The organism is Streptomyces sp. NPDC030143 (assembly GCF_055573695.1).
The window spans coordinates 75,100-91,875 of the sequence record NZ_JBVIAY010000020.1 but is presented as its reverse complement, the minus strand read 5'-3'; the positions used below and the strand labels follow the sequence as shown (position 1 = coordinate 91,875).

The 16,776-nt window shown below is 75.1% G+C and carries 17 protein-coding genes and 1 pseudogene; 6 read left to right on the top strand and 12 right to left on the bottom strand.

What is annotated here, in order from left to right:
• The first annotated feature begins 53 nt into the window (after positions 1–53).
• Positions 54–500, top strand: coding sequence for an Lrp/AsnC family transcriptional regulator (locus tag ACZ4YY_RS28805; protein WP_468296521.1), 447 nt, complete (start codon positions 54–56; stop codon positions 498–500).
• On the opposite strand, the gene ACZ4YY_RS28800 is transcribed toward ACZ4YY_RS28805, so the two are convergent.
• From ACZ4YY_RS28800 to ACZ4YY_RS28780, 5 genes are all read right to left on the bottom strand, one after another.
• Complete coding sequence (locus tag ACZ4YY_RS28800) at positions 494–3,484, bottom strand: AAA family ATPase (RefSeq protein WP_468296518.1); 2,991 nt, start codon at positions 3,482–3,484, stop codon at positions 494–496. The genes ACZ4YY_RS28805 and ACZ4YY_RS28800 overlap by 7 nt on opposite strands.
• Positions 3,481–4,644 carry an exonuclease SbcCD subunit D gene (locus ACZ4YY_RS28795; protein ID WP_468296514.1) on the bottom strand — a complete coding sequence of 388 codons (1,164 nt, stop codon included), beginning with the start codon at positions 4,642–4,644 and terminating at the stop codon, positions 3,481–3,483. The genes ACZ4YY_RS28800 and ACZ4YY_RS28795 overlap by 4 nt, the downstream gene beginning before the upstream one ends.
• 113 nt (positions 4,645–4,757) lie before the next feature.
• Complete coding sequence (locus ACZ4YY_RS28790) at positions 4,758–5,384, bottom strand: YigZ family protein (RefSeq protein ID WP_468296510.1); 627 nt, start codon at positions 5,382–5,384, stop codon at positions 4,758–4,760.
• A gap of 151 nt (positions 5,385–5,535) precedes the next feature.
• Complete coding sequence (locus ACZ4YY_RS28785) at positions 5,536–6,081, bottom strand: SixA phosphatase family protein (RefSeq protein WP_468296507.1); 546 nt, start codon at positions 6,079–6,081, stop codon at positions 5,536–5,538.
• On the bottom strand, positions 6,078–6,794 hold the full coding sequence (locus tag ACZ4YY_RS28780) for a hypothetical protein (protein WP_468296504.1): 717 nt from the start codon (positions 6,792–6,794) through the stop codon (positions 6,078–6,080). The genes ACZ4YY_RS28785 and ACZ4YY_RS28780 overlap by 4 nt, the downstream gene beginning before the upstream one ends.
• Positions 6,795–6,923: 129 nt before the next feature.
• Between ACZ4YY_RS28780 and ACZ4YY_RS28775 the strand changes: the two genes are divergently transcribed.
• Both ACZ4YY_RS28775 and ACZ4YY_RS28770 read left to right on the top strand, forming a co-directional pair.
• On the top strand, positions 6,924–7,331 hold the full coding sequence (locus tag ACZ4YY_RS28775; protein WP_468296501.1) for a CoA-binding protein: 408 nt from the start codon (positions 6,924–6,926) through the stop codon (positions 7,329–7,331).
• 43 nt (positions 7,332–7,374) lie between these two features.
• Positions 7,375–7,596: pseudogene (locus ACZ4YY_RS28770) on the top strand (FAD-dependent monooxygenase); the annotation flags it as partial.
• Positions 7,597–7,911: 315 nt separating this feature from the next.
• Here ACZ4YY_RS28770 and ACZ4YY_RS28765 read toward each other — a convergent pair.
• The gene (locus ACZ4YY_RS28765; protein WP_468296498.1) at positions 7,912–8,271 is read right to left on the bottom strand and encodes an ArsR/SmtB family transcription factor; all 360 of its coding nucleotides are present in this window, start codon (positions 8,269–8,271) and stop codon (positions 7,912–7,914) included.
• A gap of 61 nt (positions 8,272–8,332) precedes the next feature.
• On the opposite strand from ACZ4YY_RS28765, the gene ACZ4YY_RS28760 reads away from it, so the two are divergent.
• Positions 8,333–9,424, top strand: a complete 1,092-nt coding sequence (locus ACZ4YY_RS28760; protein WP_468296495.1) for a cation diffusion facilitator family transporter — start codon at positions 8,333–8,335, stop codon at positions 9,422–9,424.
• 69 nt (positions 9,425–9,493) lie between these two features.
• Here the strand turns inward: ACZ4YY_RS28760 and ACZ4YY_RS28755 are convergent, their stop codons facing one another.
• The 3 genes from ACZ4YY_RS28755 to ACZ4YY_RS28745 all read right to left on the bottom strand — a co-directional run bounded on the left by ACZ4YY_RS28755 (position 9,494) and on the right by ACZ4YY_RS28745 (position 11,629).
• Positions 9,494–10,051 (bottom strand): YbaK/EbsC family protein, encoded by a 558-nt coding sequence (locus ACZ4YY_RS28755; protein ID WP_468296491.1) that lies wholly within the window; start codon positions 10,049–10,051, stop codon positions 9,494–9,496.
• A gap of 73 nt (positions 10,052–10,124) precedes the next feature.
• Positions 10,125–10,697, bottom strand: a complete 573-nt coding sequence (locus tag ACZ4YY_RS28750; RefSeq protein WP_468296488.1) for a helix-turn-helix domain-containing protein — start codon at positions 10,695–10,697, stop codon at positions 10,125–10,127.
• A gap of 167 nt (positions 10,698–10,864) precedes the next feature.
• Positions 10,865–11,629 (bottom strand): acyltransferase, encoded by a 765-nt coding sequence (locus tag ACZ4YY_RS28745; protein ID WP_468296485.1) that lies wholly within the window; start codon positions 11,627–11,629, stop codon positions 10,865–10,867.
• Between the two features lie 110 nt (positions 11,630–11,739).
• Here ACZ4YY_RS28745 and ACZ4YY_RS28740 point away from each other — a divergent pair, with 110 nt between their 5' ends.
• A complete protein-coding gene (locus tag ACZ4YY_RS28740; RefSeq protein WP_468296480.1) occupies positions 11,740–12,279 on the top strand; it encodes a gamma carbonic anhydrase family protein in 540 nt (179 codons plus the stop codon).
• Between the two features lie 53 nt (positions 12,280–12,332).
• On the opposite strand, the gene ACZ4YY_RS28735 is transcribed toward ACZ4YY_RS28740, so the two are convergent.
• From ACZ4YY_RS28735 to ACZ4YY_RS28725, 3 genes are all read right to left on the bottom strand, one after another.
• Positions 12,333–12,983 carry a DedA family protein gene (locus ACZ4YY_RS28735; RefSeq protein ID WP_468296475.1) on the bottom strand — a complete coding sequence of 217 codons (651 nt, stop codon included), beginning with the start codon at positions 12,981–12,983 and terminating at the stop codon, positions 12,333–12,335.
• 194 nt (positions 12,984–13,177) lie between these two features.
• Positions 13,178–15,058, bottom strand: coding sequence for an RICIN domain-containing protein (locus ACZ4YY_RS28730; protein WP_468296472.1), 1,881 nt, complete (start codon positions 15,056–15,058; stop codon positions 13,178–13,180).
• A 901-nt stretch (positions 15,059–15,959) separates the two neighbouring features.
• Entirely contained in the window at positions 15,960–16,397 is a 438-nt protein-coding gene (locus ACZ4YY_RS28725; RefSeq protein ID WP_468296725.1) for a DUF4442 domain-containing protein, read from the bottom strand.
• Between the two features lie 131 nt (positions 16,398–16,528).
• Here ACZ4YY_RS28725 and ACZ4YY_RS28720 point away from each other — a divergent pair, with 131 nt between their 5' ends.
• Positions 16,529–16,756: a hypothetical protein gene (locus ACZ4YY_RS28720; RefSeq protein ID WP_468296470.1), complete on the top strand. Its 228-nt coding sequence runs from the start codon at positions 16,529–16,531 to the stop codon at positions 16,754–16,756.
• Positions 16,757–16,776 lie beyond the last annotated feature (20 nt).

Here is a 16,776-nt window from a genome sequence, read left to right as displayed (position 1 = left end):
GATCCACGGCTCTGCTCTTGATCCGCCGGGGAATCCCCTGCTATCCCTCCTCCATGACCGCGTATTCCCCGGACGCCACCGACTGGCGCATTCTCGAGGTCCTCCAGCGCGAGGGCCGGGCCAGCTTCGCCGACCTGGCACGGGCGGTGTCGATGTCCGCGAGCGCCGTCACGGAACGCGTCCGGCGGCTGGAGGAGGCGGGTGTCATCCAGGGGTACGCAGCCGTCGTGGACCCCGAGCGGCTGGGGCTGCCGATCCTGGCGTTCGTCCGGCTGCGCTACCCCACCGGCAACTACAGGCCGTTCCACGACCTGGTGGCCGTGACACCGGAGATCCTGGAGGCGCACCACGTCACGGGGGACGACTGTTTCGTCATCAAGGTCGCCGCCCGCTCGATGCGGCACCTGGAGGAGGTGTCGGGCAGGATCGGTGCGCTGGGCTCGGTGACGACCAGCGTCGTCTACTCCTCACCTCTCCCCCGGCGCCCGCTCGGTCACTGACCGCGCCGGCGCACCACCGACCCGGACCGGCCCTTCACGACCTCCAGCTGGGCGTGGACCCGCCTCCGCAGATCGGCCACGTGGCTGACGATGCCGACGCTGCGGTCCCGTTCGCGCAGGGAGTCGAGGACGTCGAGGACCTCGTCCAGCGTCTGGTCGTCGAGGCTGCCGAACCCCTCGTCGATGAAGAGGGTGTCCAGCCGGACCCCGCCCGCCTCGTCGGTGACGACGTCGGCGAGGCCGAGCGCGAGGGCGAGCGAGGCGAAGAACGTCTCCCCGCCCGACAGGGTGGCCGTGTCCCGTTCGCGGCCGGTCCAGGCGTCGACGACGTGCAGTCCGAGTCCACTGCGTCCGCGCCCGGTGCGGTCGTCGGAGTGGACCAGGGTGTAGCGCCCGGACGACATCCGCTGCAACCGCACGGTCGCGGCGGCGGCCACCTGTTCCAGCCGGGCCGCGAGGACGTACGACTCCAGGCGCATGCGGCGCTCGTTGTCGGCGGAGGTGCCGGCGGTGAGTCCGGCCAGCCGGGCGACCCGGTCGTACTCCTCGCGCAGCGGCGCGAGGCGCCGTACGCCGTCGCTCGCGCGTGCGGAGAGACGGTCGAGTTCGGCGCAGCGGCGGGCGGCGGCGTCCTGGGCGGAGGCGGCCCGGCGCAGCCGTTGCGCGGCGTGCGCGGCCCGCTCCTCGGCCGCGGCGACGTCGGCGCGCGGCTGCCGGGCGGCGGCCACGGTCTCCGGCTCGGCGAGCACGGCCCGTACGGCGGCCTCCTCGGACCGCCGGGCGTCCAGGCGGTGTTGCAGGGTGCGGTGGGCGGTGTCGTCGAGGAGGGCGTCGGCGGCGGCCTGCGGGGTGTCGAAGCCGGCGCGGAAGGCGGCCTCGTCGAGGCGGCCGTCGGCGGCCTTGAGGCGGGCGGCGCTCTCCTCGGCGGCGCGGGCGGCGTCGGCGGCGTCGCCGAGCAGGGCGGCCTGCCGCTCCAGTTGGGCGGCCCGTTCGCTCACGCTCTCGGCGGCACCCCGGGCCTGCGCCAACTCCTCCTCCAGCGTGGCCCGTTCGCGCTCCAGGCGCTCCCGGTGACCGACGCGGGACGCGGCGCGGACGGCGGCCCCCCGCTGGGCGGCGGTGCGTCGCTCGTGTTCCTGTTCGGCGTGGCGCAGTTCCTCGCGGGCGGGGTGCAGGGCGGAGGCGTCCCGGCGGGCGCGCGCGTGGTCGCGCTCCAGTTCCTCGGCGTCGGCGGCGAGCCGGTCGGCGGGGGTGTCGCCGGCCTCGGCGGTGGCGGCGGCGAGCGCCTCGCGGACGGCCGCGAGGTCCCGCTCGGCGTCCTCGCGCTCCTGCTCGGCGGCCTGGGAGGCGGCGAGGGCCCGCTCCTCGGCCTCGCGGTCGACGTGTGAGGCGTCCCTGCGCGCGGGTGCGGGGTGGTCGACGGCGCCGCAGACCGCGCAGGGCTCGCCGTCGCGGAGGGTGGCGGCCAGTTCGGCGGCGATGCCGTCGAGGCGCTGCTCCTTCAGGTTCAGCCAGTGCGTGCGGGCCGACACGGCCCGTTCGGCGCGGGCGAGGGCCCGCCGCCGGGCGTCCTCGGCGTCCTGGGTGAGCCGGTCGCGCTGCCGGGCGGCCTCGAGCCGGCGCCGGGCGGGCTCGCGCAGGACGGCGAGCTGTTCGGCGCGGGCGGCGGCCTCCTGCGCGGTCTCGATACGGGTCCGCAGCGCCGTGCGGACGGCGTCCCACTGGGCGAGCCAGCCCTCGCTCTCCGCCAGGACGTCCTCGTCGGCGCGCTCCTGGCGGTCCAGGTCGGCGCGCTCGGCGACCAGTGCGGTCAGTCGGCGTTCCGTGCGGCGGGCCGACTCCAGTCCGCCGAGCTCCTCGGCGGCGCGGCGGGCGGCGGCGGCGAGACCGGCGGCGCCGGCGTCCGCGAAGCGCTCCGGCAGCAGGGCCCGCGCACGTGCCTCGGCGGCGGTCGCCCCGCGATGCTCGGCTTCTGCGGCGTCCCGCAGCTCCAGCGCCGGCGCCACGGCCTCCGCCTTGCGGGCCCGCTCCATCCGCGCCTGTGCCTCCCGGTGCGCTGCGGCCCCCGCCTCGAGGGCCCGGGCCCGTTCCTCGGCCTCGGCGAACCGCCGTTGCAGCCGGGCCCGTTCGCGGACGTCGGCCAGCGCGCGTTCGGCGGCGGCCTGTGCGGACTCGGCGGCGAGGCGGCCGCGTTCGGCGACGGTGAGCTGTTCCCGTGCGGTGCTGCGGGCCACGGCGGCGGCGGTGAGCACGGCCTCGGCCAGGCCTGGCTCGCCGGGGGCCAGGTCGGGCAGGTCCATGGCGGCGCCGGCGGCCTGCTGCATGCGGTGCGCGTCGGCGAGCAGCGCGGCGTCGCCCTCCCGCACGCGGGTCTCGGTGCCGCGGCGCCGTTCGGCGAGCCGTTTCTCGACCTCGGCGAAACGCCGGGTGTCGAAGAGACGGCCGAGGAGCCGGCCGCGCGCCTCGGCGTCGGCGCGCAGGAAGCGGGCGAAGTCGCCCTGGGGAAGCAGTACGACCTGGCAGAACTGTTCGCGGCTCATCCCGAGCAGCTGGGTGATCTCCTCGCCGATCTCCTGGTGGGAGCGGCTGAGGTCCTTCCATGCCCCGGCGACGGCGTCGTACTCGCGCAGCCATGTCTGGGCCTTGTCGACCGTGGTGCCCGCGCCGCGTTTCTTGGGGCGTTCCCAGGGCGGCTGCCGGGTGATCTCCAACCGGCGTCCGGCGACGGTGAGGTCGAGGGTGACCTCGGTGCGGGTGCCGGGGGCGGCGTGGTCGCTGCGCAGCGTCAGGCCCTGGCCGCTCTGGCGGGCGCCGGGGACGGAGCCGTACAGCGCGTAGCACACGGCGTCCAGGACGGAGGTCTTGCCGGCGCCCGTCGGTCCGTGCAGCAGGAACAGCCCGGCGCCCGACAGGGCGTCGAAGTCGACGCTCTGCGAGGCGCCGAAGGGGCCGAAGGCGGTGAGGTCGAGCCGGTGCAGTCTCATCGGGCCACTTCCCGCTCCGCGTCGTCGGCGCGCACGGCGTCGAAGGCGTCGCGCAGCACCTGGCGCTCGTACGCGTCGGGTCCCGCCCCGCGCACGTGGGCCACGAAGTCCTCGGCGATCTCCTGGTCGGTGCGGTCGGCCAGACGCCGGGCGTAGGACACGTCGGGGCCGTCGGGGGCGCGCTCGGGCGCGAAGACGAGGCTGAGGGTGTGGGGGAAGCGTTCGGTGAGGCGGGCCATGGGGTCGGCCGGGCGCACGGCGTCGGTGAGCGTCGCCTCGACCCACGCCTCTTCGTGCCGTGCGAGGGCGGGGTCGGCGAGCAGCTCTTCCAGCCTGCCCCGCAGACGGGCGAGTGCGCGCGGGACGGGGCAGTCGATCCGCTCGGCGGCCACGGTCCCGTCGGCCCCGAGGTCGACCAGCCACATGGTCTTGCGGTGTTCGGCCTCGGAGAAGGAGTACGGCAGCGGGGAGCCGGAGTAGCGCACTCGTTCGGTGAGGATCTGGCAGCCGTGCAGATGGCCGAGCGCGACGTAGTCGACGCCGTCGAAGACGCCGGCGGGCACGGAGGCGACACCGCCGACGGTGATGTCCCGCTCGCTGTCGCTGGGCAGGCCGCCGGTGACGAAGGCGTGGGCGAGGACGACGGAACGCGTGCCCGGCGCGCGGGTGGCGAGGTCGGCGCGGACCCGGTCCATGGCGGCCCCGAGCACGGCCTCGTGGCCGGTCCTGTCCACCTTGAACTCGTCTTTCACCAGGGCGGGTTCGAGATAGGGCAGGCCGTAGAAGGCCACGTCGCCGTGGGCGTCGGCGAGCACCACGGGGGTTCCCGCCGCCGAGGGGTCGGTCCGCAGGTGGATGCCGGCCCGTCCGATCAGCCCGGCGCCGACCCCGAGTCGGCGGGCGGAGTCGTGGTTGCCGGAGATCATCACCGTCGGCACGCCCAGGTCGGCGAGCCGGTGCAGGGCGTCGTCGAACAGCTCGACGGCGGCGAGCGGCGGCACCGCCCGGTCGTACACGTCCCCGGACACGACCACCGCGTCCACCGCGTGCTCACGCACGGTGGTGACGAGGTGACCGATGAACTCGGTCTGCGCCCCGAGCATGTTCACCCGGTGGAACGCCCGGCCGAGGTGCCAGTCGGAGGTGTGCAGGAGCCTCATGATCCTCGAGACTAACGGGCGGGTTCGGCCAGCCGGGCGGTCACTCCCGTATCGCACCGTCACGGCACGTCACCTATGGGAGCATTGCGGACATTTCATTGACGTGCGGGTTTTCACACGTCCCCGTACGCCTCCCCGCCCGGCTCGAAGTCGGCCGTGCCGGCCGTCGCGTCCGCGAGCCAGGCGCGGAAGGCGTCCACGTCGGCGTCCGGCAGGCCGATCTCCAGGGTGACCGCCTCGCCGTACCGCACGTCGCGCACCGCGCGGCCGGTGGCCCGCAGGTCGTTCTGCAGCTTGCCGGCGCGCTGGTGGTCGACGGTCACGGTGGCCAGCCGGAAGCGGCGCCGGGTGCGGGTGCCGAGGGCGTCGAGGCCCTCGCCGACCGCGCCGCCGTAGGCACGGATGAGACCGCCGGCACCGAGCTTGACGCCGCCGTAGTACCGGGTGACGACGGCGACGACGTACCGCATGTCGCGGCGCAGCAGCATCTGCAGCATGGGCACGCCCGCGGTGCCGCCCGGTTCGCCGTCGTCGCTGGCCTTCTGCACGGACGCGTCGGCGCCGATGACGTACGCCCAGCAGTTGTGGGTGGCGTCGGCGTGCTCCTTGCGGACGGCTGCGACGAACTCCTGCGCCTCCCGCTCGGTGGCCGCCGGGGCGAGGGCGCACAGGAAACGGGAGCGATTGACCTCGGTCTCGTGCACACCCGCGCGGGCGACGGTGCGGTACTCGTCCTGCATCCGGACAGCTTAGGTGGTCCTTGCACTAAACGGTCCTTGCACCAAGGGGCGCTTGCACTATGCCCGCCCGGGCCGCGCGGCCTGATCAGGCGCTCATGGTGCAAGGACCCCTGACAGCTCCGGACAAAAGGGGCCCGCGGGGGCCGTCGGCTCAGCCGCCCTTGCGTCCGCGCGGTACGGCGGCCCAGGTCAGCAGGGCCGTGCCGGGGGCGAGGTCCCGCCAGGCGGAGCCGCGCCAGGCGAGGACGGCGATCGCGGAGGTGGGGAACTTCTCCCGTACCTGGTCCAGGCCGTCGTCGAGCCCCTCGCCCGCCAGGGCGAGCACCAGCTCCTCGAGCCCGGGGTTGTGCCCCACCAGCAGCAGCGTCGCGATCTCGGGGGGTGTCTCGCGCACGACGGCCAGCAGGTCCGGCACGTCGGCGGCGTACAGCCGGGGTTCGTACCGGACCGGCGGCGGGGTCCCCCACTGGGCGGAGGCCAGTTCCCAGGTCTGGCGTGCCCGTGCGGCGGTGGAGCACACGGCGAGGTCCGGCAGGCAGTCGACCTCGGCGAGGGCCCGTCCGGCGGCGGGCGCGTCCCGCAGGCCCCGCGGCCCGAGCGGCCGTTGGTGATCGGCCACGCCCTCCGGCCAGGCGGACTTGGCGTGCCGCAGCACGACCAGGCGCCGCAGCGGCCCCGCGCCGATCCGGGCGCTCACGCCGGGGCCCCGATGTCGCGGGTGAGGTCGAGGCCGAGGAGACGGTCGGCGTAGGCGTACGTCTCGAAGCGGGCACCGTCCGCCAGCTCCGGTCCCGCCTCCTCCACCCATCGCAGGACGCGCAGCACCCCCGGGACGTCCAGGTCGTCCTCCCAGGCGGTGCGCAGGCGGGCCCGGACGTCGTCGGGGACGGGGCGGGAGGGGTGGCGGGCCCAGGCGGCGACGGCGCGGCGCCAGCGGGCGAGGGTGTCGTGGGCCTCGCGCGTCGCGTCCGTGCCGAGCGGGACGGCATCGCCGTGGTGGTGGGAGAGGAGGGCCAGGCGCAGGGCCGCGGGATCCTCGGCCAGGGCCCGGTCGACGACCCCTCCGTCGCGCACGGCCGCCACGTCGATCCGTACGCCGTCGGGGGCGCTGCCGCCCGTCCGCAGCACGTGCAGGACGTGCCCGCCGGAGTCGTGGCCGTCCTCGAGGGGGTGGACGCCGAGAGCCGCGGCGGCCGCCCGCAGTTCCGGCGACCGGCCCGCGCCGTCCAGGGTGGCGAGGACAGGGGTCCCGCCGAGTTCCAGGACCCGGAAGAGCAGGTCGGCGACGAGGAGGACGCGCAGGGCGCCGGCGTCGTACGCCGGGACATGGGCCTCGACGCGGGTCAGGCCGCGGCGGGCGGGGGAGGCGGCGGTGGGCTCGCCGGTTCGGGCGTCGATGATGCGGAGCACGGAGTGAGCGTAGGCGGGCGGCGGGGCCTCCGCAGCGGCACGGCACGGAATCAGGGCGCGCCGTCCGCTGTTGAGGGGTTGCGCTCCCGGAAGCGCCGCAAGCTGTTCCGCCCTTCGAAGGAGGCCGCCGTGTACGGCGACGAGGCAACGATCCGCAAGATCCTGACCGGGCTCGGCGACACCTGGGCGGTGGTGGGCCTGTCGACCAACCGCAGCCGCGCGGCGTACGGCGTCGCGGAGGTGCTCCAGCGCTTCGGCAAGCGGGTCGTGCCCGTGCACCCCAAGGCGGAGACGGTGCACGGCGAACGGGGGTACGCCTCCTTGGCGGAGATCCCGTTCGAGGTGGACGTCGTCGACGTGTTCGTCAACAGCGACCTCGCGGGAGCCGTCGCCGACGAGGCGGTCGCCGGGGGCGCGAAGGCGGTGTGGTTCCAGCTCGGCGTCGTCGACGAGGCGGCCTACGAGCGGACGCGCGCGGCGGGGCTGGAGATGGTGATGGACCGCTGCCCGGCGATCGAGATCCCGCGGCTGCGCTGAGTTCCCGGGGACCGGCTCCCTGACCGTGCGGCAGCCGCCCATCATGTGCCGGGTGACCTCCGCCTCCCCGTCTGCGCACCGCACTCCGGTCGTCGTCGGCGGCGGCGCGGGGCCCGCCGGTCTGACCGTCGGCAACATCCTGCGGGCCGCGTCCGTCGACTGCGTCGTCCTGGAGACGGAGAGCCGCGCGTTCGTCGAACGCCGGCCGCGCGCGGGCGTCGTCGAGGAGTGGGCCGTCCGCGGACTCGAGCGTCGGGGCCTCGCCGACCACCACACTCGCCCGCGCCGGCTCTTCACCTCGCCCGCCGCCGCTGCCGCCTTCGCCGAGCAGTACCTGGGGACGGCCGAGCGCTACTGAGCCGTCGTGCGGCGACCGCACGCTCGGCCGGCCCCCGCAGCCGCTCGGCCTCCCCCGCAGCACTCGGCCGGTCCCGGTTCCCGCAGCACTCGGCCGGAGTCGATGACGCGCGGCCGGTCATGCGGCCGGTGTCGGTCGTGCGGCGGCCGGCCGGCCGGCAGGAGTCAGCCGTGCGGCCGCCCACCGGTCGCGGTCGTACGGCGGCCCGCCGTTCCGTCGGGGTCAGTCGTGCGGCGGCCGGTCGTTCAGCCGGTGGTCCGCCACGTTCAGCGCCTCGTCGACCAGACGGCGCAGATGCCCGTCGCACAGCGAGTAGACCACCCGGCGTCCCTCCTTGCGGGTGGCCACCAGCCCGGCGAGCCGCAGCCGCGCCAGATGCTGGCTCACCGCCGGCCGGGCCGCGCCGCACACCTCGGTCAGGGTCGTCACATCCGCCTCGCCCGAGGTCAGGGCGTGCAGCAGCGTCAACCGGGTCCGGTCGCCGAGCAGCGCGAGCACTTCGGCGGCGAGGGCGAACTGCTCCTCGCCGGGGGTGCGTGGGTGCGCATCATGCGCAGGTGACAGGTGCATGCGTGCGCTCATACGCACATAATGGCGACCGGGAGCGGGTACGTCCACACCGCGCACCGGAAAGGGGACCGACGTGAGCGACCGGCACGAGCACGCGCACCGCCACGACCACGCACAGCCGCACCACCACGACCACGCACAGCCGCACCCGCACTCTCACCCGCATCCGCCTCATCCCGCACACGGCCTGCGCCACCGCCTCGCCCACCTGCTCACACCGCACTCCCACGAGAGCGCCGACAAGCTCGATCCGGCCCTGGAGTCCTCGGCCCGCGGGATGCGCGCCCTGTGGGTCTCACTGGCGGTGCTCGGTGCGACGGCCCTGGCCCAGGCGGTCGTGGTCGCCCTCTCCGGGTCGGTCGCGCTGCTCGGCGACACGGTGCACAACGCGGCGGACGCGCTGACCGCCGTACCGCTGGGCATCGCGTTCGTGCTCGGCGGGCGGGCGGCGACGCGTCGGTTCACCTACGGCTACGGGCGCGCGGAGGATCTGGCGGGGATCGTGATCGTCCTGACGATCGCCGCGTCCGCCGCGTTCGCCGGGTGGACGGCCGTCGAACGGCTCCTCGACCCGCGCCCGGTCCAGCACGTGCCGGCGGTCGCCGTGGCCGCGCTCGTCGGCTTCGCGGGCAACGAGTGGGTGGCCCGCTACCGCATCCGCGTCGGGCGGGCGATCGGCTCGGCCGCGCTGGTCGCGGACGGACTGCACGCGCGCACCGACGGGTTCACCTCCCTGGCCGTCCTCCTGGGCGCCGGCGGATCGGCGCTGGGCTGGCGCCTCGCCGACCCGGTCGTGGGGCTGGCGATCACCGCGGCGATCGCTCTGGTGCTGCGGGACGCGTCGCGGGAGGTGTTCCGGCGGGTGCTGGACGCGGTCGACCCGGCGCTGGTCGACCGCGCCGAGCGGGCGCTGAGGGAGGTGCCGGGGGTGCGGGACGTGGGCGAGCTGAGGCTGCGCTGGATCGGGCACCGGCTGCGCGCCGAGGTGGCGGTCGTCGTGGACGGGGAGGTGACGGTACGCCGGGCGCACGCGATCGCGGTGGACGCCGAGCACGCCCTGCTGCACGCGGTTCCCCGGCTCACCGCCGCGCTCGTCCACGCCGACCCGGCACCGGTGCCGGGCGAGGCGGACCCGCATCTGGCGCTGGCCCACCACACGGCCTGACTCGGAGCTCCTCGCACATGAGCGCCTGATCAGGCCGCGCGGCCCGGGCGGGCACCGGGCAAGGACCCCTCAGGCCGTGCCGAGCCCCTCCACCACCACCGCGCCGGGCAGGTCGGCGAAGGCCTTGCCCGGCACCAGCAGCTTCCCGCGCCGGCGCCCGCTGCCCACCAGGACGTACGGCAGGTCGACGACGGTCGCGTCCACCAGCACCGGCCACGCGGCGGGCAGTCCGATCGGCGTGATACCGCCGTACTCCATGCCGGTCTCCCCCACCGCCGTGTCCACGGGGGCGAACGACGCCTTGCGGGCGCCGAGTCGACGTCGGACGACGCCGTTGACGTCGACCCGGGTGGTGGACGGGACCAGGCACGCGGCGAGCGTGGTCTCACCGCCGCGTCGGCCCGCGACGACCACGCAGTTGGCGGACTGCTCCAGCAGCTCCTGCCCGTAGCGCTCGACGAAGACGGCGGTGTCGGCCCACTGCGGGTCGGTGTCGACGTAGACGATCCGGTCGGCGGGGACGCTGCCGCTCCAGTGGCGTACGGCGTCGGCGACCGGGCGGGTCAGCTCGTCGAGGCAGTCGAGGGCGGGTCTGGGGTCGTCGAAGTGTCCGATCGGTGCGCGCATGGCCGCACGCTACAAGGTCCGTCCGCCCGTCGTGCCGGCGTCGCGAGCCGACCTCCCCTTTTGTTCGGAGTTCTCAGGGCACGGGCGGCACCGAGACGGCCATCACCATATCCATCGGCTCCTCGCCCTGGTTGCCGTACACGTGCGGGACGTCGGCCTCGAAGGAGGCGCTCGCGCCGGTCGGGACGCGGTGGTCCGCGCCGTCCACGGTGAGCGTCAGCTCGCCCGCGAGGACGTGGACCAGTTCGACGGTGCCGGCCGGGTGGGGCTCGGAGGGGCTGCTGTCGCCCGGCATCAGCCGCCAGTCCCACATCTCCAGCGGGCCGGGCGCCTCCGCGCCGGCGAGGAGTCGGTTGTAGCTGCCGGCGTCGGTGTGCCACAGCCGCACGGCTCGCTCGGCGGGGACGACGCGGACCCGGGGGCCGCGCTCGTAGTCGAGCAGGGTGGTGATGCTGATGCCGAGCGCGTCACCGATCTTGACGACCGTGCCGAGGCTGGGGTTGGTCCGGGCCTGCTCGATCTGGATCAGCATGCCGCGGCTGACACCGGACCGGGCGGCGAGCACGTCCAGGGTGAAGCCGCGCACCGCTCGCCAGTGCCTGACGCTGCGCGCCAGGGACCGGGTCAGCAGGTCGAGGTCCGACACGTTCCGTCCACTCCAGGAGTCCGATGTTGTGGATGCCGGGGCTCACCCCCCTGCACCACGGTGCGGTGCACCCGATCGTGCACCGAACTGTACTGCGCGGAGTCCGGCCCCGGCGGGGGGACGGCGCCGGCGGCGGCGGGGCGCGCGTCCTGCCCGGGCCGTGCGGCTCAGCGCTCCGGTTCCAGTTCCGCCAGCCGGGCCGCCGTCTCCTCGTCCAGGTCCGACAGGGCGACGAGCTGCTCGGAGGTGACACCGTCCGGGATCGGCACCGGTGGCGGGGTGCGCAGCGGCGGCTGCCAGCCCTCGGCGGGGGTCCAGCGGCGTACGACGCGGGCGGGGGCGCCCGCCACCACGGCGTGGTCGGGCACCGCGCCGCGCACCACCGCCCCGGCCGCGACGACGACGTTCCGCCCGACGCGCGCGCCCGGCAGGATGACCGCGCCGGTGCCGATCCAGCATCCTGGGCCGATCTCCACGGGCTCCATGCGCGGCCACTGTCTGCCGATCGGCTCGTGCGGGTCGTCGTAGGAGTGGTTGGTGGAGGTGACGTAGACGTACGGGCCGAAGTAGCAGTCGCTGCCGATGGTGACCGTCGTGTCGGCGATGACGTGGCTGCCGCGGCCCAGGACGACGCCGTCGCCGATGCGCAGGATCGGGTCCGGGCCGAGGTCCAGGTCGGGCATCAGGCCCGCCGTCAGCGTGACCTGCTCCCCGACGATGCAGTGCGCGCCGACGTGGATCCAGGGTTCGCCGAAGACCGTGCCGAGCGGGAAGGCGAGCCGGGTGCCCGCGCCCATCGCGCCGAACCGGAAGCGGCCGGGGCGCTCGGCGGTGACGGAACCGGTGTGCTGCACCCAGGCCCAGCCCGCGTGGACGGCGCGCTGCGCGAGGCGGCGCCACCAGGATGAGAACGTGTTCTTGCGCTTCGGCACCCGCACACGGTACTCAGCGCGCGGCGGGCCCCGGCCCCCGGATGCCTGTGATCTTCACCCCACCGGGTGGCGTACGGTGCGGGGGTACCGCGGACGACGAGGAGACGGTGATGATGCAGCAGGCGCTGATCACGGGCATCGGCGGCAGGGACCCGAAGATCGACGAGGAGGCGTTCGTGGCGCCCACGTCCTCCGTGATCGGTGACGTGACGCTCCAGGCGGGCGCGAGCGTCTGGTACGGGGCCGTGCTGCGCGGTGACGTCGAGCGGATCTCGGTCGGGGCACAGAGCAACATCCAGGACAACTGCACGCTCCACGCCGACCCGGGCTTCCCCGTCACCATCGGCGAGCGGGTGTCCGTCGGCCACAACGCGGTCGTGCACGGGGCGACCGTCGAGGACGACTGTCTGGTCGGGATGGGCGCCACGGTGCTCAACGGGGCGGTGATCGGCGCCGGTTCCCTGGTCGCCGCGCAGGCCCTGGTGCCGCAGGGCATGCGGGTGCCCCCGGGCTCGCTCGTCGCCGGTGTGCCGGCGAAGGTCAGGCGGCGGCTGACCGACGAGGAGCGCGAGGGCGTCACGCTGAACGGGACGATGTACGCGGAGCTGGCGAACGCCCACCGTGAGGTGCACGGCCGGCCCGCGGACTGAGGGCTATAGGGAGTGTTTCGAACGTCCTGTGTGCGGGACGTTCGAAACACCCCCTAGTCGGCGGCCGGGACCGGCTCCGGCTCGGCCACCGGGTGTTCGGCCGCCGCCTTCTTCGCCTTGCGCTTGAGCACGAGCATCGACGTCAGGCCGATCAGCACCGCCAGCACCAGCCCCAGCCACGAGAACCGCTTGAGCCAGGACTCGGCGACGACGCCGACGTAGTAGATGACGGCCGTCGTGCCGCCCGCCCACAGGATGCCGCCGAGCACGTTGGCGACGAAGAACTTCCAGTACGGCATGCGCAGCACACCGGCGAGCGGCCCGGCGAAGATGCGCAGCAGGGCGACGAAGCGGCCGAAGAAGACGGCCCACATGCCCCACTTCTCGAACGACCGCTCGGCGGTGGCGATGTGTCCCTCGCTGAAGTGGCGGGGGAACTTCTTGCCCAGCCAGGCCAGCATGGGCCGGCCGCCCTTGCGGCCGATGGCGTAGCCGATGGAGTCGCCGATCACGGCGCCCGCGGTGGCGCAGGTGCCGAGGATGACGGGGTCGATCTCGCCGTGCTGGGAGGCGAGCAGCGCCGAGGAGACGAGGATGATCTCGCCCGGGAGCGGGATGCCCAGACTCTCCAGGCCGATGACCAGACCCACCAGCGCGTAGATGGCGACCGCTGGTACGGCCTCCAGCCATTCCTGGACGTGCACCGCCGGTTCCTCCCCTTGGATGTCCCCGCGCTCCGAACGGCTTCGCGTTCCGGTTCCGGGTGTCTGTGCGTTCCGGGCGCCCCTGCGATCCCGGCGCGCGCCGCGGACGGGCGCACGCCGGGAAGCCTACCGGGTCGGCCGGGCGGAGCCGGGCGGCCCGGGGTGCGGCCCCCGCAGCGGCGCAAGCGGCGCTCTCACCGGCCGAGGGCAGTCGTCAGTCCCGTGACCGTCGCGCCCAGAGCGTCCTCGACGAGACCGTCGACCGCCTGGACCGGGCCGGGCGCAGGCGGCGGGGTCTCGGCCGGCGCGGGCGCCTCACAGCACTCCACCTGCGCTAACCGCTCCTCGTACGGCGGGGCGGGCGGCGCCGGCTCGGCCGGGGCGGGGACGGCCTCGCGGGGCGGGGCGGGTGCGTCGCGGGGAGCGGACGGCTCGGGTCCGGGTGATCCGGGCGGCTCCGCCGAGCCTCCCGCTCCGTCCTGCGGTCCGGCCTCCGTGGGGGGCGGGCGCTCCGCGTCCCCGACGGCGTCGAACTCCCACCGCTGCTGGCCGGAGCCGTTCCGCCGCGTCACGACGACGGACGCGCCGGGCCTGCCGGTACCGGGCGACACCAGCAGGCCGCCCCCGCCCCGCCGCAGCACGAGTTCGCCGCCGACGGTCAGGTCGAAGAGGACCTCACCGGAGTGCACCCCGCAGCCGGCGAGGGCGGCCGTCCCGCGACCGGGGTCGGCGGCCAGGCACAGCGTCGGGGCGGCGGCGCTGCGCAGCAGCCCGTCGTCCCGGTACGACCACCGCTGAGACGCGGCGGAGGAGCACACCGCCAGGACGGCCGTCGCGCCGGACTCGGTCCGGCCACCGGCGGTGTCGAGGCACAGTCCGGCGGCGGCGGCGCGCAGCCGTGCCTGGGCGAGCCCCGCCGGACGGCCGGCGGAGGCCGCCGTGGGGGTGCCGCCGGAACCGCCCGGCGTGTGCGCTCGTCCGGCGGCATCGTCCGGGGTGCCCGGGGTGCCGGTGCTGCCGACGGGTGCGCCCCAGGTGGCCGGTGACCGGGGGACACCGCTGTCCTCGGACCGGCCCGTGACCGCGAGGACGGTCGCGAGCAGGGCGAGGGAGGTCAGCCCGACGCCGAGCAGGACGGCCCTGGAGCGCCGGGCCGGAAGTTCGAGCAGACCGGTCGACCCGACGCGGTGCCGGCCACCGCCGACCGGACGGGGCGCCGCAGGGCGGACCGCCGTGTCGGGGCAACTGTCGCGTCCCGGGCGGGAGTCGAGGTAACGGCGGGCGCCCCAGCCGAGGACGGTCTCGGCGAGCAGCACGTCCAGTCCGCCGTCGAAGTGGCTGAGCTGTTCGGCCGCGTGCCGGCAGTGACGGCACTGGGCGAGGTGGTTGCGGACCTCGGGCAGCAGGGTTCCGCCGCGGCGCAGCGGAACGTCGAGCAAGCGGTTGTGGAAACGGCATTCCGGCGTGGGCGCGAGTTCCCTGTGGGCGCGTACACAGCCCGCCCGGAATTGTTCTCGGGCGCGTTCCAGTCCGGCCTCCGCGGTGATGCGGTCGACGCCCAGCAGACCGGCGGGTATGGAAAGCGGTTCGGTCTCGACCTCCGTATGCCACAACAGGCATTGGGAGGCGGCCGGGAGGGAGTGGAAAGCGCGTTCGGCGAGTTGTCGCCTTTCGGATGTGACCGGCCGCGCGGCGCGCAGGCCGCGGCCGCCGACGGTTTTGCGCAACTCCGGCAGTACGGCCACCACTCCGTCCGAGCCGGCCCATTCCCGGACCGTGTTCCGTACGGTGACGAGGAGTCGGGGGCGCAGGGCGCCGCTCGCGCGGCCCTGCGTGAGCCGCCCGAACACGTCGTGGAACGCCGCGGCGGCCACGAGCCGCGCCGAGTCCTGGGATCCGGCGAGGCAGACGGTGGCGTAGTCGTGCGCCGCCCGCCAGTGCCGGGCGAGCAGCACGGCCACGGCGTGGGCGTGACCGTCGGTGCCCAGGCGGGCGGCGAGGTCGCGGTCGGACTCCCCGGGGGGCCATCCGGGGCGGGGCGGGTACGGCGGGCGTGGGGGGTTCGGGGACGGCACGAAACCATTTCCTTCCAAGCCGACGAACGGCACAGGGGAGGGGCGTCCGCCGGAAAGCAGGTGCGTGATTGGTGCGGTGAGCGGTGACGGTTTTGGTTGCTCGACGCTGGTGTTCGGTACTGGTGATCGGTTCGCACTTTCGGCCTGACCAGATCCGTCACCGATCGACCGGCCCGCGGGGAGGCTCACCTTCGCACACGCGCCTCACGGGAAACAAGGAGTTCGAGTGACCGGAGTTCAAAGTGGGGGGCTCTTCAGATAAGTTACCGGCGGTATCCACGCCCGTATGCGAGATCCGGGCGGAAGCCCGGAGTCAACTTGTGTACGCGGAAAGGCGGATGCGGCACGGAACTTCCGAGACCCGCGCAGCGCACAGCGATCTCAGAGGTGACTCCCAGCGCGGTCCACGGCGTCGTCTGTGCCGGCCGCCGCTACGACACCGGCGACAAGGGCGGACCACCCCGCGCACCGCGTCCGCCCGGCCTGCGGCCGCCCCGGCCTGGGCCCGGAGTTCATCGTCTGACTGGAGGGGTTCGTGGCGCAGCCGGGGGCGCCCGGGGACACGGCGCGGCGGCGGAACGCCCGGCGGCGTGAGGCCGTCAGGGCGCCCGCGAGGCCGCCGCGGCTTCAGCGCCCGTGACCCCGAGGAGCGGGACGGGGCGCGGTGACGCCGGGCAGTCGCCGGCCCCCCGCACGACGACTCCGACGCGCCCGGCCGCCGTCCGCGAGCGCTGAGCCGCCGTCAGGGGACGCCCCGACCGTCGCCCGCGGGTGCTCAGCCGTCGCCCGCGGGTGCTCAGCCGCCGTCCGCGCGTGCTCAGCCGCCGTCCACGGGCGCCCGACCGTCGCCCGCGGGTGCTCGGCCATCGCCCGCGGGTGCTCGGCCATCGCCCGCGGGTGCTCAGCCGTTGGGGCGCAGGGTCCAGACGACCGTCATCTCGCCGGTCACCGCGCCGTCGCCACGGCAGATCTCGATCGTGACCGGGAACTCGGGGCGCTCGCCCGCGTCGAGCTGGGCGACGACCTCGGCGGCCGGGCGTCCCAGGGTCGCGGTGGCGGTGACGGCGCCCATCGCGAGCTTGCGGTAGGCGATCTCGGCGCGGACGGCGAGCGGCACGGCCCGCGCGAGCTGGTCGCCGAACGCCGCGAGGACGATCGCGCCGCTGGCGGACTCGCCGAGCGTGAACATCGCCCCGGCGTGCGGCCCACCCACGTGGTTGTGGTACTCGCTCTGGTCCGGCAGGGCGACGACGGCCTTCTCCGGGCTTGTCTCGAGGAACTCGAGGTGCAGGGTCCGGGCCATGGGCACCGTTGCGGCGAGCATCTCGCCGATGGACATCTGGTCTGCGCTCATGACAGCGATGTTACCCACGGGTAGCCTCCGGCCGCCAGACCGGTGCGACGATCGCCGTACGTCTGCCGCCCGGCGGCGCGACGCAGCGGCCGACCACCGCCGGCCGGAAGGTCGTCGTGAACCCGGCATTCGGCGTCGCCTTCGACGCGCCGGCCGGCCGGGTCCCGGGCCTCCGGGGGCGGTACCCCCACGGCAAGGCCACGGTGTTCGCCTTCGACACCCCCGAGGGCGACTTCGCGTCCTGGTCGTTCTCCGGACCCGAGGGGGCCGCGACGAGGCGCCGGATGCCGCAAATCCGGCAGATCACGGGCACCGTGCGGGTGTTCCGGCCCGCCGACTCCTGATCGGTACGTCCCTGACAAGG